18 protein-coding genes are annotated in these 20,343 nt (G+C 47.3%); 6 read left to right on the top strand and 12 right to left on the bottom strand.

Going from position 1 to position 20,343, the window contains the following annotated elements; genetic code table 11:
- The first annotated feature begins 81 nt into the window (after positions 1-81).
- The 3 genes from AAAA73_RS03080 (at position 82) to AAAA73_RS03070 (ending at position 2,232) form a co-directional block, all read left to right on the top strand.
- On the top strand, positions 82-408 hold the full coding sequence (locus AAAA73_RS03080; RefSeq protein WP_340596694.1) for a HesB/IscA family protein: 327 nt from the start codon (positions 82-84) through the stop codon (positions 406-408).
- A 181-nt stretch (positions 409-589) separates the two neighbouring features.
- A complete protein-coding gene (locus AAAA73_RS03075) occupies positions 590-970 on the top strand; it encodes a hypothetical protein (protein ID WP_340596693.1) in 381 nt (126 codons plus the stop codon).
- On the top strand, positions 970-2,232 hold the full coding sequence (locus AAAA73_RS03070; protein ID WP_340596692.1) for a response regulator: 1,263 nt from the start codon (positions 970-972) through the stop codon (positions 2,230-2,232). Before AAAA73_RS03075 ends, AAAA73_RS03070 begins: the two co-directional genes overlap by 1 nt.
- Here the strand turns inward: AAAA73_RS03070 and AAAA73_RS03065 are convergent.
- From AAAA73_RS03065 to AAAA73_RS03025, 9 genes are all read right to left on the bottom strand, one after another.
- Positions 2,225-3,049, bottom strand: coding sequence for an alpha/beta fold hydrolase (locus tag AAAA73_RS03065; protein WP_340596691.1), 825 nt, complete (start codon positions 3,047-3,049; stop codon positions 2,225-2,227). The two genes, AAAA73_RS03070 and AAAA73_RS03065, sit on opposite strands and share 8 nt — an antisense overlap.
- 101 nt (positions 3,050-3,150) lie before the next feature.
- Positions 3,151-3,918 carry a 2Fe-2S iron-sulfur cluster-binding protein gene (locus AAAA73_RS03060; RefSeq protein WP_340596690.1) on the bottom strand — a complete coding sequence of 256 codons (768 nt, stop codon included), beginning with the start codon at positions 3,916-3,918 and terminating at the stop codon, positions 3,151-3,153.
- On the bottom strand, positions 3,915-5,150 hold the full coding sequence (gene tyrS / locus AAAA73_RS03055) for a tyrosine--tRNA ligase (protein WP_340596689.1): 1,236 nt from the start codon (positions 5,148-5,150) through the stop codon (positions 3,915-3,917). Before tyrS ends, AAAA73_RS03060 begins: the two co-directional genes overlap by 4 nt.
- Positions 5,150-6,715 carry a ribonuclease Y gene (rny, locus tag AAAA73_RS03050; protein WP_340596688.1) on the bottom strand — a complete coding sequence of 522 codons (1,566 nt, stop codon included), beginning with the start codon at positions 6,713-6,715 and terminating at the stop codon, positions 5,150-5,152. The genes tyrS and rny overlap by 1 nt, the downstream gene beginning before the upstream one ends.
- Positions 6,716-6,739: 24 nt before the next feature.
- The gene (locus AAAA73_RS03045; protein ID WP_340596687.1) at positions 6,740-7,303 is read right to left on the bottom strand and encodes a 5-formyltetrahydrofolate cyclo-ligase; all 564 of its coding nucleotides are present in this window, start codon (positions 7,301-7,303) and stop codon (positions 6,740-6,742) included.
- 27 nt (positions 7,304-7,330) lie between these two features.
- Positions 7,331-7,639 carry a cell division protein ZapA gene (locus AAAA73_RS03040; RefSeq protein ID WP_340596686.1) on the bottom strand — a complete coding sequence of 103 codons (309 nt, stop codon included), beginning with the start codon at positions 7,637-7,639 and terminating at the stop codon, positions 7,331-7,333.
- A gap of 111 nt (positions 7,640-7,750) precedes the next feature.
- Positions 7,751-8,362, bottom strand: a complete 612-nt coding sequence (locus AAAA73_RS03035) for a hypothetical protein (RefSeq protein WP_340596685.1) — start codon at positions 8,360-8,362, stop codon at positions 7,751-7,753.
- A gap of 57 nt (positions 8,363-8,419) precedes the next feature.
- Positions 8,420-10,201, bottom strand: coding sequence for a L,D-transpeptidase family protein (locus AAAA73_RS03030; protein ID WP_340596684.1), 1,782 nt, complete (start codon positions 10,199-10,201; stop codon positions 8,420-8,422).
- Positions 10,202-10,396: 195 nt separating this feature from the next.
- Positions 10,397-12,019, bottom strand: a complete 1,623-nt coding sequence (locus tag AAAA73_RS03025) for a hypothetical protein (protein ID WP_340596683.1) — start codon at positions 12,017-12,019, stop codon at positions 10,397-10,399.
- Between the two features lie 216 nt (positions 12,020-12,235).
- Here AAAA73_RS03025 and AAAA73_RS03020 point away from each other — a divergent pair, with 216 nt between their 5' ends.
- Entirely contained in the window at positions 12,236-13,720 is a 1,485-nt protein-coding gene (locus tag AAAA73_RS03020; protein WP_340596682.1) for a hypothetical protein, read from the top strand.
- Positions 13,721-13,722: 2 nt separating this feature from the next.
- Entirely contained in the window at positions 13,723-14,406 is a 684-nt protein-coding gene (locus AAAA73_RS03015; RefSeq protein WP_340596681.1) for an NAD(P)H-binding protein, read from the top strand.
- Here the strand turns inward: AAAA73_RS03015 and ftsY are convergent.
- Positions 14,403-15,578 (bottom strand): signal recognition particle-docking protein FtsY, encoded by a 1,176-nt coding sequence (gene ftsY / locus AAAA73_RS03010; RefSeq protein WP_340596680.1) that lies wholly within the window; start codon positions 15,576-15,578, stop codon positions 14,403-14,405. The genes AAAA73_RS03015 and ftsY overlap by 4 nt on opposite strands.
- A gap of 328 nt (positions 15,579-15,906) precedes the next feature.
- On the opposite strand from ftsY, the gene AAAA73_RS03005 reads away from it, so the two are divergent.
- A complete protein-coding gene (locus AAAA73_RS03005) occupies positions 15,907-17,127 on the top strand; it encodes a methyl-accepting chemotaxis protein (protein WP_340596679.1) in 1,221 nt (406 codons plus the stop codon).
- A 53-nt stretch (positions 17,128-17,180) separates the two neighbouring features.
- Here AAAA73_RS03005 and AAAA73_RS03000 read toward each other — a convergent pair whose 3' ends face one another.
- Entirely contained in the window at positions 17,181-19,391 is a 2,211-nt protein-coding gene (locus AAAA73_RS03000; RefSeq protein WP_340596678.1) for an FHA domain-containing protein, read from the bottom strand.
- A gap of 36 nt (positions 19,392-19,427) precedes the next feature.
- Positions 19,428-20,333: a hypothetical protein gene (locus tag AAAA73_RS02995; RefSeq protein ID WP_340596677.1), complete on the bottom strand. Its 906-nt coding sequence runs from the start codon at positions 20,331-20,333 to the stop codon at positions 19,428-19,430.
- Between the last annotated feature and the right edge of the window lie 10 nt (positions 20,334-20,343).

Below are 20,343 nucleotides of genomic sequence, written 5' to 3'. Positions count from 1 at the left end.
GACCCTGGGGGTTAGGATTCTACCCTCCCCTGGGCTTCAGCTTTGTGCTACACTGGACACGAATTTATCCAGGAGATCACTATGATTAACATTTCCCCAGAAGCTGCCAACAAACTTGCTGCGCTAAAAAAAGACGAAGGCAAAGTGGACGCTGCATTCCTGCGTGTGGAAGTGAAAAAAGGTGGCTGTTCAGGTCTGTCCTACAAAATGGATTTCGACACGACTCCACGTGATGGTGATAAATTTTTCGAAGCCCATGGTCAAAAAATTGCCGTGGATTCCAATTCTATGTTGTACATCCTGGGTATGACTTTGGATTACTCGGGTGGCTTGAATGGCAAAGGGTTTGTTTTTAACAATCCGAATGCTACGAAACACTGCGGCTGTGGCTCGAGTTTCAACGTTTAATTCTCTAACAAAGCTCCTAAATACATCCGTGGGAACACTGGACATTTCATTGCTAGAAAACCATTTTCTGGCCCCACAAGTGTTATAGATTTCAATTCATTTTCAATTTCAACGTCTAGAACTTTCCCGAGTGTGCCTTGGCAAGTTAGGCAATGCATTGATCTTTGTTTAGCATTGAACAATGAGCCGAAATTATTTGGAAATTCACAGCCTGCAAAATCTGACGACTGAATTTGAATTGATTAAAAATCTTAAGGCCCGCCCTATTCAGGTGTTGGAATACGCAGAGAAATCTTTCACCTTTGAAGCAGCTCCGCGCATCTGCGGTTTGGGCACTATCTTAAATTTCGAAGGCACTTACCAAATCAAAGGCCACGTCCTTGAATTTCTGGCCACCGGCCGAGTCACCCACAGCGAGCCTCTGGACGACGGTAAACTTGCAAAATACACCGTTGAATTGCACCGTTTCGATAAAGGGATCTGGGAAAGCTTTATGAGTGCAAACATACAGGCACAACAGACAACCGATCTGCTGTTCAGATCCATGCGGGAGCATGAATAATGAAACACCTCACAGCTTTAATCGTCGACAACTCCTCTTCCTTTGCCAATCTGGCAACGGCGGCTTTGATCGAAATCGGACTTGAACCAGCTGGCATTTTCACTACCAAAAGATACCTTGGTGCCCAGGAATTCCTTGCTGAAAAAAAACCCAGCATTTTGATCACAGAATTTATGGTGGATTCAAAATTCGGTCTTGAGCTGGTTGCCATGCACACGGCCAACAGTGCTGACAATATTTCCATCATCATGACTCACAACAACTCCTCATCAGCCATTGCCGAAGCAGCCGAAGAGCTGGTGGATGATTACATCGTGAAACCTGTCCAGGCAGGTGCTCTGGCCGACCGACTGAAATCGTTGATTGACCGCAAATTGAATCCGACGGAATACATCAAACACATTCGCGCTGGCAAACAGGCGCTGTTCGATGGACATTTGGCTGATGCGCATCACAAGTTCACGACGGCATTAAGGCATCAAAAGAAACCCACTCTGGCGCATTATTATTTGGGCTATACCAAATTCAAAGCAACAGAATACCAGTTCGCCAATGATGAGTACTTCAAGGGTCTGCAGTATCAGCCCCTTCACTATCGCTGCCTGACAGGAAAATTTGATTCTTATTTTGAACAGAAAGATTATGGAAACGCCTATACGGTGGCGAATACCATCATCGACAACTACCCGATCGGTCCAAAGCGCCTGGGGCATCTTTTTATTGCCGCCGTATTCTCTGGCAAGCTCGAGCAAGTTCCGCACTTCTTTAAACTGTTCGCCCAACTGGATCACAAAACGGCAGAACTTCGTCATGTTTTTTCAGCGGCACTATTCACCGCAGGTCGTTCCAACTTGAATAACGGCGCCCTTCACAAAGCGGTGGAGTGTTTTGAGCTTGGCGTGCAAGTGGTCGGAGCTGATCCGGAGTATATCAGCAAGATCGTAAAAACACTGCTACGAGGTGATATGCAAACCATCACTCAGGCAGCTCGTTTTATTCAGCAATTTCCCTCTGCAAAGGTCGGCAGCAAGGAGCATGAAAACCTGCATTTCCTTTTCAACTGCAAGACCCAGCAGCTGACCAAAGTTATCGATCAAGGCAGAAAAATGGCGGCTGCGAATCGCATGGATTCTGAATCCTATGAAGCCTTTATCAGTATTTTGGTAAAAGAGAATAAAATCGTTCTGGCCGAGGATATCGCATCCAAGTATCAAAGCGCCTTTCCCGAAAAACACAAGGAAAGAAAGCCAGAAACTATTTAGCGATCTTCTGATAGCTTGCAGTGGTTTGCAGAAATTCCAGCAAGTGCTGTGCGACCACTTCGGGCTTTGTTTTGATAGCCAGATGCCCGGCTCCCTGCAGAATCACCAGATCCTCACACCCAATGTGCTGTGCGAAGCTTCGGTAAGCGTCCTGATTAAAAAGCAAATCACTTTCATCGAAAATAAACCGGCACTCCCCGCGATAGTGGAAGAGTTTCTTGCGCCAGTACTGCCAGTCTTCGGACCTTAAAATCCACGCAAAATGATGGATCATATGCGCCACCAATTGCAGTTTCCGCCCCTTCAGGCGATCCAATGAGATCGGCCCCTCGGATCTCTCATCGCGGAAAATATGTGCGGCCTTCCGTAAAAAGCTCGCCCCCATCGGCGTCGACAACATGACATAGATGCTTTTTAAATTAAGAGGAATCGAGAAGAAAAATCTAAGTTCCTTCAACAGGAAGTTCTTCACCGGATCCGTCACCATAGGATTGATCAGTGCAAGCTTGTCCACCAAATGAGGGTGTTGCGTTGCCAGCGCCCAACTCAAGGCACCACCGTAGCTTAATCCGGCCAGATGAACGCGCTGTTGAGGGAAGTTGTCGTGAATAAACTTTGCCAGTACTTCCACCTGAACTGTGAAGAAAAGCTTATCGGAGCTCAAATACAAATGCGTCAGATTGGGTACGATCACTCGATACTGGGACTCCAGCTGGGTGGCCACCGCATCCCAATGATGAATACTTCCTCCGTAACCGTGAAGAAGAATCAAAATGGGTCCTTGGCCGCGTTCGCGGAAAGTGATCTTGTGAGACATGCTCCACTCTTATCGGCATCCCACTAATGTCATTGCACTGGACTTAAATCCAATAAGTTAACAATTGATGAGGAAGAGGAGCTTTAAAAAAACAAGCCCAGCTATTGCTTGGGCTTGTTTTGATTTTGCTGCGGGTTTTGTTGGCGTGGCTGTCCTTGATTTGGATTCTGCGCCTTGGCCTGCTGCTGATTTTGGTTCTGATTCTGCTTTGGCTGATTGTGCTGGCGATTTTGATTTTGTCCGCCACCACCTTTTGGCTTTTGCTGCTGTCTTTGTTGGTTCTGACCTTGTTGCTGCTTAGCCTGCTGTTGCTGCTTCTGCTGACCGCCCTGTTTTTGACGGTTTTGATTCTGATTTTGTTGCTGTTTTTGCTTTTGCTGATTCTGCTGACGTTGCTGCTGAGGTGGACGTTCCCCCGGAGCTTGTACCGTCTCACCCACAGATTCAGATCCAGCACTTACGACTGCGGAGGCCGATTCATCAACCTTCGCATCCAGAAGCATGGTATCGTTCACAGCTTTGGATTCCATTTGCTTGTTAGTACGGAAGCCTCTGATTTTCTTAGTTTGATTTTCCGCGCGTTCCACTTGCTCAGTCAGATCCACAGTCACATCACCGAAGCAACGCACCTGACAGCTTAAACGACGGCCATCAATAAAGTAACTTGTACCAATGAGACTCAACTCCGCTTTGCCTGGAGGCAGGACATTGCTGTCCCCTTCCTTAATGCGCACGCGGCATTCAGCACAACTTGGAACACCCTTGCAAATTGAACGGATCTCAAGCTGATTTTCCGTGGCGATTTGCAATAGCGATTTATCCGGAGTTGCTTCAACCTCAATGTTTTGCGGAAGAAATTTTATTTTCATACCAGTTTCACTTTCGCGAATTTGGTTTTACTGCCTTTAACGACCTTTCCGTCGATATCGGCTACGGACAACTTCATTTTAGCATCCGCAATCTTCTTGCCATCAATTTGCACGGCACCACCCTGAACCATGCGACCGCCTTCACTATTTGAAGCCGCAAAGCCAAGTTTTACCAACAACTGAGCCACGCCCAAGCCATCAGCCGGGATAAATACGTTCTCAATTTCTACGGTTGGAATATCGTCAGGCAAACCTTTGTCGACGAAAATACGATTGAACTCATCTTCAGCTGCCTGAGCAGCCTCAGCCGAGTGGAATCGTTTAATGATGAATTTCGCCAGCTCAACTTTCACAGTACGTGGATGTTTCTTTTTATCCGCTACGTCCTGTCTTAATTGCGCCAACTCACCGGCTGTGATGTCCGTCAGTAATTCGTACCAACGATACATCAGATCATCCGAGATCTTCATAGTCTTACCGAACATATCTTTGGGTGTATCAACAACGGAAATATAATTGTCCAAAGATTTGGACATTTTATTAACGCCATCGATACCTTCCAGAATCGGCATCGTCAAAATACACTGCGGTTCCTGACCATATGCCGACTGCATGGCACGTCCAACCAGAAGGTTAAACTTCTGATCCGTTCCACCCAACTCAACGTCCGCCTTCAAAGCCACAGAGTCATAACCCTGAGTCAATGGATATAGGAACTCATGAATCGCAATCGGCGTTCCTGCACGATAACGCTTCGTGAAATCATCACGCTCAAGCATTTGCGCCACAGTATATTGTGCCGCCATCTTGATGAACTCACCCGGAGTCATTTTACCAATCCATGAGGAGTTGTAGACGATCTCGGTTTTGTTCGGATCCAGGATTTTAAAAATTTGTTTGGCGTAAGTGCGACCGTTTTCCTCGATCTCTTCACGGGAAAGGACCGGACGAGTCGTGCTCTTACCAGTTGGATCACCGATAGTTGCGGTGAAATCCCCGATCAAAAAGATCACATGGTGACCCAGATCCTGGAACGTCTTTAATTTATTGATGACTACGGTGTGTCCGATATGAATATCAGGACGAGTCGGGTCTGCTCCCAGCTTAATACGAAGCGGAGTCCCTGTTTCCTTGGAGCGCTTTAATTTCTTAAGCATCTCCTCGTCGTTAATAAACTCAGCAACGCCGAATTTAATTCTTTCTAACTGTTCTTTAGGATCTAAAAAGCTCATTAGCGTGCATGCTCCACACTGCGAGTCTCACGAACCACAGTGACTTTAATCTGGCCAGCTTGAGGAACTTCACGTTCGATCTTACGAGCGATATCACGAGAAAGCATCACTGCTTGATCATCTGTCACTTTTGCAGATTCAACCAGAACGCGAACGTCCTTACCTGCCTGAAGTGCCAATGTTTTCAAAACGCCGTCGAAGCTGTTACCGATGGACTCAAGATCTTCCAAACGGTGGATGAAGGAATCCATTTGTGGACGACGAGCGCCTGGACGAGCACTGGACAGGATGTAAGCGGCATGAACAATCCAAGCCAGGATGGAATGAGGTTTTTCCTCTTCATCATGGGAACGGATCGCGTGGCAGACATCTTCAGATTCATTGTATTTTTTAGCGGCTTCAGCACCCACCAACGCATAGCTGCCTTCAGCTGTGTGGTCGATCGCTTTACCGATATTGTGAAGAAGGCCCGCACGACGAGCCAATTTCACGCTCACGCCCAACTCACCCGCAAGAAGACCGGCAATGTTCGCCACTTCAAGGGATTGGTTCAAGGCATTTTGCCCCTGATAGTTACGGTATTTCAAGCCACCGATGATTTTGATCAACTCAGGGTGCATGTTTGCAATACCCAATTCCATCACGTGGCGTTCGCCTTCTTCTTTGATGGATTTCATAAGTTCATTACGTTGTTTCTCTACCACTTCTTCGATGCGCGCAGGATGCACACGACCGTCTTCCATCAATTTCTCGATAGTACGACGAGCCAGTTCACGACGAACCGGATCGAAGCCAGAGATCACCACCGCTTCCGGAGTGTCATCCACGATCAAGTCAACGCCGCAATGAGCTTCCAGTGTTCTGATGTTACGACCCTCACGACCGATGATTTTACCTTTCATCTCGTCGTTCGGAAGTGCCAAAACGCTGACAGTTCTTTCAGAAGTGAACTCAGACGCGAAACGAGACAATGCTGTCGCCAAGATGCGCTTTGCTTTAACTTCTGATTCTTTTTGAGCTTGTTCTTCGATTTGCGTGATTTTTTTGGAAGCTTCGACTTTTGCTTCGTCCTCGATCGCAGATAGCAACTGACGTTTTGCTTCGTCTTGCGACATACCGGCCACAGATTCCAATTTAAGCTTCAAATCACCAATTTGTGATTCGCCTTTTTTCTCAAGCTCTTTCACACGGTTTTCAGAGATCGCGATTTTTTCCTCGCGGTCTTTCAGCGTGTTCAAGTAACGCTCGTTTTCTTCCATCTTTTGTTTGAACTGCTGCTCGATCTCTTTCAAGCGGCGATCCAACTGAGACTCTTTGTTTTTCAAAGTGGAGTTTTGCTTATGAATGTCAGCTTCCACGTTTTTGCGGGCGCGACCTTCAAAATCCTTAGAACGAGTTTCAGCATCTTTTTTAAGTTTTGCTGCTTCGGATTTAGCCTTATTAACAATACGCTCGGCTTCAATGCGTGCAGACTTTTTGCTGTTGTTGTCCTGGATACGCTTCACCATGAAAACAGCGACACCGCCCAAAATTAAACAGATAATGGCTGTGATTAAAATTTCCATCTTTTCCTTTTCTCCTAGAAGTTCCTAATGAACTTCAAACTGCTGGCAAACGATCAAACCCGACTCTGTGAGGATGTAATCCATCTTCTCGTCATGGGCTTCCATCGGTAGCGTCTGTTCTGAAATTTGAAAATCAAAACAAACCCCCACCTTGACTCCTTTAAAATGAGCGAGGGTTTTGTCATAAAATCCCTTACCCTTGCCAAGGCGGTTGCCATTCTTATTAAAAACTAATCCGGGAATCAGCAGGCCGTGAATGCCTTTAAGATCAATGATAGCGGAGTTGGGATCAGGCTCCAAAACGCCAAATGCGCCTTGGCTAAAACCTGATGCAAAACAAAACTCAAGCTCGGTGCCCTTGATACGGGGGAACACCCAATCAATGTGTTCGATCTTGAAGACCTGATCCACACTGACTTCTTGAGAAAGAGAGCGATAAGCCCCCCAACATCCGTTCTGCTTGGACATAAAGTCCTGCAGAAATACATTCAACTGCTGCTGGTTTTGAACAAGACCTTGCGCAAACTCTTGGGCGCAAAGAGATTTATAAAAGGAACGACATTCCTGTTTAGAGCTCCAAGAGGGCATGGGCACTCCAAGAGAGTTACATCAAAGTTAGTTGTTCAAAACCTTGTTGTTCTTGGAGTTTTCGAGTTCCAAAGAAAGCTGCATCGTTTTTTCCTCGAGCTTATCGAGTTCACGCTGCGCTTTTCTTTTCAAAAGGATGAGTTCTTCCGCGACATTCATTGCTGTCAACACAGCGGCATTTTGGAAAGAACCGTTTTTAGTAACGGCCATAGCTTGATTCATTTTGTTATTAACAAAGTCGACGAGTTCCTGAACTGTGGCATCGTCATGAGAGGATCTAAGTTTATACGGGACTCCTGCAATGAGGAAATTGAAGTTCTTTTTCTCAGCAGTCACCGTGTCTCCTCTTTCAATCGCTAATGGGGCTAAACCTTTTAAAACTCTAGATAAAAACCTAGAACAACACTACGAAAATTATAGCTATAACGATCAGCGCTATTCAACAGTTTATTTCTTGGTGCAAGTGCAAATAATGCCCAGTTGAGGCTCGCTACTGCAAGACAGACTGCGCTTTCGTGACGGTCCCTCTAAATTGAATTCCACGACCTCGCGGAAGTTGCGCTTGTAGGTCGCTGTGATTCCATTCAGCTTCGTGTCAAGATAGGAGTACTCATCACTCTTGATCGTCCCATTCAGCAGAAAATTATTAATGATCTCTTGTTTGGGATTGGTGCGTTGATTTTTAGTAAGTGCTATATCCGTAAGCACCCCGTCCGCCGCAACCTTCTGCAACGACAGCTCGGTTTTCTGCTTTTTCCCTGCGCCGCTCGACTTCAGGGTCAAAATCATTTGATCCTGATCTGCATCCAAATATCCAATCTTTCTTTGACGCAGTTGCGAGCGAATAGTCACCAGCTTTTCATCCGCCAAATCCTTCAACTTTGTCAGATCGACCTTGAACGTCAGGGAATCATCCTTCAACTCCGGGAAACACTTGATCAGATTTTCGTAGGAAACCGAAACCGGCTTGGCTGAAACCGCTGGCGAAGGCGTTGGTGATGAGACCTGCGCCATCGTCACAAGGGGTATTGAAAAAATAAAAGGGATGATTCTCTTCATCCCTTTATCGAAACATAGATTTTGATTTTCGCCAATTTTATTTCAAAAGAAGTCGCTTTAGAAGTCGCCGTTGTTTTTGGGATCCAAAAGCGCCGCTTTGATTTTTTCATCCTGGCCGTATACGTCGTCAGCAAAGCGCACTTCACCTTTCGGGCCCACTTCGGTCGTCAGATACTGAATATAAACCGTCATCGGGCGCTTCAATGTCTCAGAAAAAGTTTTCCCCGGAGGCATCTCTGCATTTTGTGGAACCAGGCCGTTGATTTTGGCCAAAGTATATCCCTTATCAGCCAGAAGGTACTCGGCAAACTCTTTGGGCTTTTCCAGGCGAATGCAACCCGAGCTGCCATGACGGTTGGTCGTCTTAAACAGATTTCTCTCGTTGGTGTCGTGCATGAAAATAGCCTTGTTGTTTTTAACGAGAGGAAACTTAACAACACCCAGGGCATTGTTATAGTCCGGCATCTGTACAATGGTATATGTGCTTGCGAAAACATCCTCTGCGATATTTTTAAAATCCACTGTCATCGGATCTACGACCGTCTGACCTCGCATAAGTTTCATACCGTGCTTACCCAGATATCCCGCGTCCGCTCTTAGTTGCGGCAACTTGTCTTTGATGGCGATGGAGCTTGGCACAGTCCACGTCGGATTGAAATTCACATAGCGAATTTCATCAATCATCAATGGCGTCTGACGGACATCCTTACCGTTGATGGTTTTGAATTTCATTTTTTCAAGTTCTGCCGCAGAAAGCTTCTCGTCATGCAGACGGAACTCTGTCATTGCCAGATTCACGAATACATAGCGATCACCCAATTTCCTCGGCAACCAGCGCAGACGCTCCATATTTACCGACAGTTGCTCGATGCGCCCCTCTACCGGCACATTCAAATAGCGCAAAACTTTTGAAACGTTGGCACCAATCACACCGTCATTTTCCAGATCACTCAACTCTTGAAATCGGCGCAGGGCTCTACCAAAACCCTCATCATAGACTTGATTATTGAGATCACCCATTTCATACCCAAAAAGCTTCAAACGACTTCTGATCTGCGGAATAATCTGATGACTGATGCCCGGCTCGATCTGTACGCCCGGTGACGGAATAGCCTGCCAACCACCCGCCAACTTCACGCGGCGATAGTAGTTCAATAAAGTCATCAGACCTTTATAGTTCGCTGACTCCGGAGCAAAACGATCCATCAACTCCTGCAAGCGCCCCGGATTACTGACAGCATGGTTCAGGGCATTGTAAGTTTTGTCGTTGATCACGCGAGGGCCCAGAATGATTTTTTCATCAATTTTTCTTGGATCAAAACGGCCGACAAAAATGTGCTGCGTATAACGCAAAAAAGCCTCTGTTGCCAAAAGCTCAAACCAGATGACGTCTTTCGGGGAAACCGTCGCTGTGCGCAGGTAGTCTTCTAATCTTCTGTCCCAGTATCCACGGGAAACATAGGTCCACTTTTGAACTGTGGCGCCGTTTTCTTTAACTGCAACCTGCTCCATATCTGCTGGCAAGCCATGACGGTAAGCCACTAAAAGCAAGCGACGAAGCTCTGTGGCGATCGGCGCAGGACGACCTTGGAAGTTAATCCAGATCGGCTCGTAACCACGCAAAGAATAAAGCTTCTTCATCATATCTGTATGCATAAAGTATTGAAACTGAGCCATGCTGCCCAACTGGGAAGTCGGATCCGTCACTGCGGTTTTAATTGCTGTAGAGTAGTTGGGATATGTGACATCCTGAGCATTACCCAGCAATGGGAACAAAAGAATGATCCCAATTGCGATTAAAAGGACTTCGTTGAAATTGATATAGTCTTTCATTTTCATAGGGTGTGCCTCACTCACCCTTTTACTTCCAACATTTATGCCGCTTCGGCTGGAATCTGTTGGATTTCATCTCTTAAATAGAAGGAGGTAACATTCCTCGGCAACGATTGGCGCAGAATCTACAGTCTCAAAATGAGACACCGCAGATCAGCGAAGATACTGCGGTGTCTTGAATAATACTTTGTTTCAGAAAAACTAACGGCGAGCTCCCGTTTGCAGAAAGCGCACGATATCCACATCCGGCGGATTCGCCACTCCCACTCCTGGTTTAGGACCGGTCAGCTCACCCAGAGTGTAATCCATTCTCGCATCATAGGTGCGATCCGCTTGATATCGCAACCAGCGTTCCGCTGCATACCAAGCGCGTTTGTTTTGGTTGTCCCGGCAAGATGCCAGTTCCTGGGAAGTTTTCGCTCCCCATCGCAGTTCCGCACAATGGTAAGGATCAAAGCTCATGTCAAAAACACGTTGTCTTGCCTGATCCAAATTCAACGGAACACCGACGCCATTGCTATTCTTGTAGGCGAACTGACAGCTTGCAGATTCTCTTTGATAAATCGCCATCAGGTCACCGCGCAGATTGCTTCCATGGTACACAATCGTAGGATCCCCCACCTGATGACGCTGAACCATGCTGCGGACTTGAATCAGCAGGTTTGCAAAGGAAACCTTCAGGCGCGCATCCCGCGACGGAGAAGCCCATTGTTCCCACTCTCCAGTGGTACCATAAATATTTACAGGCAAACGCTCAGGATGAGGTTTGTTTTGCACACCGGACTGCAGTGCCACATCCACCGCTTGCACACGATCTCTCACGTTCACACATAGATCACGCAACATCACTTGCATATCCACCAAGGGGTCGATGCGCAGCTCGCCGTTGGCCATCATGATACGCAGATACTCATAGTAATCCACGTCGCGACCGTTATAGACAAACTTGCCTTTGCTCCACTTACCGTCGGGATCAGGATTTGTGCCAAAGAATTGTTCCAATGAATAATAAGGCAGTGTCGTGTTTTTGGCGCCGACAACTCTTCCCCCGACATAGGCTCCCGACGAATCCTGTCTTGCATCAACCAACGTCAATGGACGGAAGTTTTTAAAACCCGCGCCTTGATAAGGATTGCTGCGCTCGAATTTTGGGTTGTACATCCCTGACGTCAAAGTATTGTCAGGGTGAGAGTCAATATAGTAAACTTGTCCATCTGCTGTGATTTTGTAAACCACCGCCACATGTCCGTTTGGATCATAAATCACAGTTCCCGGTCGGACACTGAATCTGGTCAGTTTGACCGGGTAGAAATCCGCATACATTTTTCCGTCTTCGGTTCCCATCATTCTGAACGTCGCGGAAAGCGTTGAATTCGTGATCGTGCCATTCAACAGCGCCACTGCATTTGGATAACGAGTGGCCAACATCAAGTTACCGATATCGTAGTCCTCGATATTATCAATAAAGGCAAAGCGTTTGCGACCATTGCCGGCGATCACATCAAAGCGGCCGGTCACGTAATTTCCTTGTGGCGTATACCGAATGTCACCGGTATTTCCAGCCACGGGCCGAGCACTGACCCGGCTTGCCACCGACATAGGCAGTCCATTTTTCCAGGCGAAATAGGCTCTTAAAAAGTACGGCAGATCCGCACAGTCAGCATAGTAAACCAATCCTGCGGGGTCTGAAGAATAATACGGGTTGGCATCGCTCTTCAGGCAGTCTTTTACCGTATCACACTGGCGATTCTCGACGGCAGCACCTAAGCGCGCCACAAATCTGCTAAAGTTTTCCTCGTCCTGAGTAGACCATTGCGTTTTCATTACACGCCAGTCTGTCCTGGCTAAAGAGTTAAATTGCGCCTGAGACAATGCAGGCACTATCAGGCAACAAAGGCCCAAAATCCATTTCATGAATCCTCCAGCTGTGCCTTGGGGCACTTATTACAATTGAACAAATTTCAGACGCCCACATCCCTAGTTTGTGATATGACGACGCCAGTTTGTAATTAATGCAGGTCACACGGGGGAGAACAATCCATGAATAACATTCTTGGTAAAAATCGCGGCAAATTTGCATTCAGCTTGCTAGTTGCCACAATGACACTCAACGCATTTGCAATTTCTCAGGCATCAGCTCAGGTGCAAATTGCTGCTGTTGAAAAAAATCAGCTTACAGTTGGAAAAACATATTACATCGCAGCTGATAACTTGAATCTTCGCAGTTCAAATTCAACTGCTGCAGGAAACATTGTCGGTCAACTTTCCATGAACGACGAAGTGACTGTGATCAGCACTTTGGATGGCAGCACTCCATTGGTTCAAATCCGATTGATTAAATCCAAATCTGTTCCAACGAACATCGCTCCGCAATTGTTTGTTTCCAAAGACTATTTGTCTGAGAAACCTTTCACTGCGCCTGTTTTGAAATACTTTGTCATTCAAAACGTAGCGACAGAAAAAACCCGTGTTTATGAACGTTGCACGACCTACCCTGGTTGCCCACACAAACTTGTGATGGAATCTGACATGGTTGTGGGCCGTAACGAAGAAGGCACTAAATCTGATCGTTATGCTTACATGACCTGGTTGGGTCACTCGCGCATTGCCACTTGGGTGAAGTTTTACTCTGATGGTATGCAAACCTACCCAAGCTGGTACACAGCTGGTCAGGATCTTAAGACAATTCCAAAACCAATCTCCAAAAACTCTTCCCGCGTAATTGGCTCCCGCAAATGGTTGACCGAGAAAAACGGCAAAGACACTGTTTACGGTGCTTTCGGTTGGTACGCGGCAAAGCTTTCCCCTGCTGATGACGTCAATGGCGTTAATAGCCAGTGGATGCACGGAACAATTGGCTGGGGTGTTGATGGCTCTGATGCTATCGACATCACTCGTGGCTTCTTCATGAACATGTTCTCAAACCCAGGTTCCCATGGTTGCACACGCCTTGAAAATCGCGCGATCGCGTTCTTGCGCGAAAATCTGCCAGTAGGCACTGACATCTACCGTGTTTATGCGCGTGAATCGACTCGCGAACGTCAGGTCATTTTGTCTGACGACAGCGTGATTCCACTGACTCGCTACCGCGACAACTACAACAACCCAATGCGCTGGGACTACATCCTATTGACGGATGGAGCACAGAAATCCGGCGGTTTGAGTGCGGATGCAACGAACATCATCAACAAAGCGATCCCTGTGATTCAAGGTCAAAACTTCCTTGAACAAGGCAGCTACATGGTTGATCAATACCCAACAGCTTACCAATTGAACTACAAAAACTCTGCAAGTTCTGGCAAATCCGGCGACCGTTACCGTATTGACGCCGGTAAATCCAAAGAACCAACGAACTTCCGTGGTTACTTCCTGGTGGATGAAGGTCGCTTCATTGACTATCAACATCCGGATGCACGCATTGTTAAGGGCAAAGTTAAAATCAGCGGACTTATTGATTTCAGAACAACTGTTCCTGAACACCTAAAAGCCACTGGCTATCACTACCCGCCTAATGTAATCTACTAGGGATGAATTTCCCGACTGACATTTGCATGACTGGCGCAACGGGGCTCGTGGGTAACGAGCTCCTTTTGCTTTTGGCGAACATAGAACACGTGGGTCACGTGACTGTCGTATCCCGCAAACCCGTGGGCCGCTTTCCCGCAAAAGTGGAAACCGTCCTCTTGGACTTCGACAAACTCGCAAGTCAGGGTTCTTCATTAAAAGCTCACACCTTTGTTTGCTGCCTGGGTACGACCATCAAGGTTGCCGGCAGCCAGGAAGCCTTCCGCAAGGTTGATTATGACTATGTGATGGAGTTTGCGAAAGTCGCTGAAAAGGCCCAAGCCCAGAAATTCATCGTGATCTCAGCGATGGGCGCTGATGCTGGTTCATCGATCTTCTATAACCGCGTAAAAGGCGAAATGGAGCGCGATCTTAGAAAGCTATCCATCCCTCAGATCGAGATCTTCAGACCGTCCCTCTTGCTGGGTGATCGCAAAGAAAAGCGCGCTGGCGAAGGGCTGATGCAAAAACTGAGTCCCGTCATGAATGCTTTGATGATCGGGCCTCTTAAAAAGTACAAAGCCATTGCTGCGACCGATGTGGCAAAAGCAATGGCTCTGTCGATTTTAAATTTCAATGCAGGACAGTTCATCTACGAGTCTGACGAAATTCAAAGAATGTCAGACTCGATCAAAGCAGATATTTAAATATGTGCCTGGAATAAGGAATCCACAAATTCCTGCGCCGAGAACGTGCGAAGATCCTGGATACGCTCCCCAACACCGATCAACTTAATTGGAATTTGCAGCTCTTGAGCAAGGCCCACGGCCACGCCACCTTTGGCAGTCCCATCCATTTTTGTCAGGACTGCTCCAGTTAATTCCAGTGTGCTGTGGAATTCCTTGGCTTGCATCAGGGCGTTTTGACCGGAATTGGCATCCAATACAATCAAGGTTTCATGTGGTGCCTCGGGAATAACCTTGGTCATCACACGCTTCATTTTTTTGATCTCTTCCATCAAATTTGCCTGGGTATGCAAGCGACCTGCAGTATCCACGATCACCACATCGTAGTTTTGTGCTTTGCCTTTCGCCACAGCATCAAACGCCACCGCACTTGGATCTGTCACACCCTCCGGCGAAAAGATCTCCACTTGTGCGCGATCTGTCCAAACCTTCAATTGACCACCGGCTGCCGCACGGAATGTATCCCCGGCTGCAACCAGAACCTTCTTACCTTCGGCCGCCAGTTGGGCTGAAATTTTACCTATGGAAGTCGTTTTACCCGCACCGTTCACGCCAACGATCATCAGAACTGTTGGACCGGATTCTGCGAAGTTAATTTTGGATAGAATTCCTGCGGTCGGTGCTGAGGAATGAGAACCCGCGAAGATGTTTTTTATTTCCTCTTTCAAGGCATCGCGAACAGTGTCGTAATCTGCGCGCTCTTTGCGGGAAAGCTTCTCCTGCAATGCGCCCATTAGGCGTTGCACCGTCGCTGGCCCCAGATCACTGGTATAAAGAATCTCTTCGATATCATCCAAATGCTGTTTGTTAGCGTCAGATTTGAACAGGCTGCGGATACGGCCGAAAAGATTTTCTTCGGTCTTTCTAAGTGCAGCCGCGAGATCCACAGCTTCCATATCAGACACAACATGGCCGGTGGAATCAATGTGCGCCAGAACTGGTTCTTCCGCCGCCATTGTTGGCATTTCCATTTTTGGTTCATGAGTCAGCTCAGGCTGTGCTTCTTCAAGTTGCTTGTTCTCGGCACGGGATTTTTTTACGACACTAAGAATGATCGCTCCGAAGATCACAAAGAACAGTAAAGCCACCAAGCCCAATAGAATTTCAATTTGTGATGCATGCCCTGCTGACATAGGTCCTCCTCGGAATACAGGGCGCGTTTTAACTTATATTTGCCAGACTGGGAAACCCTCTGACCATTGACCAGCAGCATTACTGAATTTACACAACGCGCAAAACCTATGTCTAGTGTTGTTAAGCACCTGTTAAAAACCGGTCATGTTTTATTAACTATCGTTAGGACCTTCCGAAAAGTTAATCAATCGGAGTTCACCATGTTTAGAAAGTTTTGGTCTGGTATTCGTGGCAAATTACTGTTCTTAGCACTGCTGCCTCCGTAAATCCCGCAATGCCTCAAGACAGTGGTTTTGGTCCGCCGTCGTTCACTCGCAAAATCAAGAGTTGCGCCTGGCCAACGTGGATAAAGCCATCAGCGAATACAAGAATCTGGTAGCCAATATTGAAACCTATTCCACCATTCCTTTTGTCGGATTTGAAAAAGAGGAATTCCCTAAAATAAAATCCCTGATGCCCGAATATGATCAGGTCTTTTACAAGATCGCAAACAACATCAAAACAGGAACTCCGGAGTCCCTGGCTGCGGCAACCTACGACATGGATCACCGTTATCTGGAAATCGGCGTGGCCCTTTCCACATATTCTGACAAAGTCGTGAATTACTACAAAACCTACGGCAAAGAGCAAAGTGCGAAAACCAAAGCCGACTATGCCGAACTTAAAAGCGCCAATATATGGACCAGCGTCATTTCAACTCTGATACTTTTTGTTATTACATTCCTGATGTCTGAATACATCGTCAAAAAAGTTTCCGGTGTTTCGGCAGAACTGGCGAAAACAGGACAGCAGGTTCGCGAATCCATCGAACAGCTTTCAAAGGCCGGCACACAGCTTTCACACTCCTCCACTTCAGCAGCAGCATCCCTGGAGGAAACTGTGGCGTCCCTGGAAGAGATGAACTCGATGGTTCAAATGAATTCCAACAATGCCAAAGAAGCAGCCCGCCTGTCCCAGGCTTCTTATCAGTCGGCGGAGCGTGGTGAAAAAGAAATCAAGCATTTGATTGGATCAATGAAAGACATCTCGCAATCCTCAAAACGCATCGAAGAAATCACTTCAGTCATTGATGATATTGCCTTTCAAACAAATCTGCTGGCCCTGAATGCTGCGGTCGAAGCCGCGCGCGCTGGTGAACAAGGCAAAGGCTTTGCCGTTGTGGCGGATGCCGTCCGCGGACTTGCGCAAAGATCTGCGTCGGCTGCCAAAGACATCTCTGATTTGATCCACGAAAGCGTCAGTAAAATTGATAACGGCACGCAAATGGCCGACAAATCAGGATCCGTACTTGCCGAAATCGTAAGTTCAGTAAAAAAAGTGACAGACATCAACTTCGAGATCGCCGAAGCCAGCTCCCAGCAGGCCACAGGACTGCAACAAATCAACAAGGCCATGACCGACCTCGATCAGTCTTCGCAAACCAACGCAGCCTCTGCTGAACAGATCGCCACGACCTCAACAGAAATCCAATCCCAAGCCACTGATGTCGAAAACGACGTAGCTCACCTCAACATCATAGTCCTAGGCAAAAGAGCAAAGGCCGCCTAAAGCAGCCTTTTCGTCTATTTTCAATTTTCCATTATCGATTCTCGATCGTTCAGCTAATGCTGAACGATTTTCCGGTCGACTTCTTCTTTATAGAAGTTCTTTTCGAAACGTCTGAAGGACTCAAGACGGACTTCTGAACCCAGAATGTCTTTCATGCGGTTCATGTTCTCTTTTTCCAGGGTATGCATTTTTTCGATGCCGTCTTTTACAAAATCCGGATGAATTTTATTACGACGATCCTGAAGCTCCTTAACCAAGGCGTTGGCAGCGGCCAATACCTGCAAGGATTTATCCTCATCAATACGCCATGTTTTTAGCAGATATTGGGAAGCACTCTTATACAGTCTTTGCTGAAAATCATTATCCAGATAAATTTGGCTGAAGTTGCTCGTATAGATCACAGCATCTGTATAGGTGTCTTTGATCTCTTCCGTTTGTTGAGGATTAAAGCGACGGCGCTCCAGATCCTGGGCGCGCGCAACGGCTTCCTGTTGGGCACGGGTCTGCAAAGGATTTGAATCCTTGCGAACAATGTCGTAACCGATCTGCGCGACAAACAGCCCCAAGGCGCCTGCAGTCAGGCCCGTCGTGATCCAGCGCACTTTTTCGTTTTTACGTTTCTTTACGATGTCTGCGGGTTTTGACACAGTGACAGAGTTTTGCGAAATCGAAGACACGCGGCCTTCGACAGCCTCTGTGACTTGCTGCTGAACTTTGTCGTTGATTTTATTCCACTCGCTCACATCCAGCACTTGCACGACTTCTTTTTCGATAGCCATGTGGATGTCTCTGATCATGCCCGCTTTTTTGGTCATGATATCTTCAACCAGATCCTGCTCCATTTTGGAAAGGCGGTTTGCCATCTCCAAACGCATTTCCTCCAGTCGCTCCTCTTCACTGCGGGCGATCTGGGATTTTTCCTTTTCCAATTTCTCGTTCAGGAAAATCTTCTGGGCGTCAAATTCTTTGAACAGATGATTCTTTTTGTTTTCGATATCGCTGACTTCAAATTCCAGGTTCGCCTGTTTGCCCTGAAGCTTCTTAAGACTGTCCTCTGTGGACTGACTTTTCTTGGAGCTTTCGTCGATGGACTTTTGCAAGGCCTCAAGAGCTGTATTCTGAGCCGCCACCTTTTCAGTGATCGCGCGCAGTTCCGCCTGGGACTTTGCCTGCAGGTCACTGTACTGTTTCTCAGAAGTCTCTTTAAGCTCTGTTGTGTCAGCCAGGGTCTTAGCCAAAGCCGAACGTGCGGTTTCCAGATCTTCCTTGATAACCGCCAGTGCACTTGAGTTTTTAAGCAGGTCATCTTTCACACCGACCAGCTGCTCATGCGTCTGCTGGGCCTGCATGCGTGCGAATTCAATAATTCGAACCGCTTCTTCTTTCGCATCGCGAATGGAAGCCGCGTTTTCGTTTTGCGCAGTCACACGGGCGTGCTCCAGCGCATCGGTTTTCAGTTTTTCAGAATTCAAAGTCGCTTCTGAGACAATTTCCTCGACATCGGCTTTGGCCTTTTGACGAAGGCTTTGCACATAGACATCGACTTCCTCACGGAGTTCCTGCGCCATATTACGCGCATCATGAAGCAGTTGATGCCCTTGACGTTGATAGTCCGCAAGAATTGCATCCGCCTCTTTATGCGCTTCCGCGATGCGAGTTTGATAGAAGATTTCCGCCTGTGCCTGGGAATCACGGGCCTTTTGATAAATAGCCTGTGTGCGTTTCTCGGCCTGCTTCTCCCCTTCAAGCACGATCTGAGCTGCTGCTCTTTTCGCATCATGGAGAATCTTTTCGGCCTGAAATGGCGCCATTGCCGGGGCTGGCATTGCAACGGTGTCTTCGTGTCCGGTTTTTTCACCAGATGCTTCAGCTGAGGTCCGAGGTGCTGTCATCACCTGAGCGGGAACTTCAGGAACAGCTTCTGGTTCCAATTCCGGCATCGGCGGGTGAACATCATCGGTCTCCAGGTCAATCACCAGGATAAAGTCAGAACGACCCAGCTGAATGCGATCGTTGCTGGTCACATTCACCGGGGTTCCTTGAACCATTTTGTTGCTGTTTAAGAAGGTGCCGTTGGAGGAGTTCTTATCTTCGATCCAGATCTGGTTCCAACGGCGGTTCACGACTAGATGCACGCGGCTGACGTGCGTATCATTTAGAGACAGGTCACAATCCAAGGAACGACCAATGGTAAAGGAATCCTTCATCACCTCTTTGGTGATCGATTGATCCTTCCTGTGGATGGTTACCGTAAACTTTGTCAAATCTAACTAGCTCCTGACTGAGCCCTCACTCGAGGACTAAGCCCCCCGTTGCACCGTCGGAGCTTTGCCGATCTCTTTGTTCAGAGCATCTTCGGCCAAAGCCTCAACAGCATCGCGGTGTTCATCAAATGGTTTTTCGTGATCCGGATAATCATTGTTATCGGCACGGTACCACAATTGATCAAGGGCACTTTCGAAACGATCCACCATAGCCACATAAGAGCGGTCCGGGCTGAACATCGTATTTGTAATATGAGATAAAAGCGAGAACACGATACCAGCAATGGATGTTCCCATTGCGAAGGAAATCTCATGAAGGAAGCGGTCCATGATGTTTTTCGTGCCTTCAAGGTCCTGCATGTTCATCGTACCCAGCTCCTGAAGACCGCCGGCGATACCGACGAAGGTCCCGAGGATCCCCCCGATAACGAATAAACCCGGAAGCAAGCTGATCAGGTCATTCAAACCTGACATAGGGAAGATACCAAACACACGGTTGAAGCACGGATTGTGCTGGAACGTCGCTTTTGTGATATTGATCAACTTAGGCGTGCCTTCCGTCCACTTCAAGAACTTCAATTGCTTCAGAATATCTTTTACCAGCCAAGCACAGCCCTGACGGATCAAAAAGATACGATCACTGCCCGCCATCACAGAGTCCGGCTTACGGCGCTTCATACGATCGCGAACTTCAAAAATTTCGTAGTATGTTCTTTCCAGCATACGCTTGGACAGGACATAGAAAGACACGTCTTTCACTTTGCCCGGCACTTCGGCGTGCATGTAGCGATTCACGCGTTTTTCAAACTCGATCGCAAACCATTCATGACGACGAACCGTGAAGTAAATAACTCCGCGGAAAAACAATCCCAGCAAGAACACCACACCCATTGCATATGGCAGTCCCAGGATAAAATATTGAGCTAAAGCAGCCTTATTCACGTCCCACCCC

This window comes from Bdellovibrio sp. GT3 (assembly GCF_037996765.1).
Taxonomy (GTDB): domain Bacteria; phylum Bdellovibrionota; class Bdellovibrionia; order Bdellovibrionales; family Bdellovibrionaceae; genus Bdellovibrio.
Note: the sequence above shows the minus strand (reverse complement) of the source record. Positions and strands in the feature narration are given on the sequence as shown.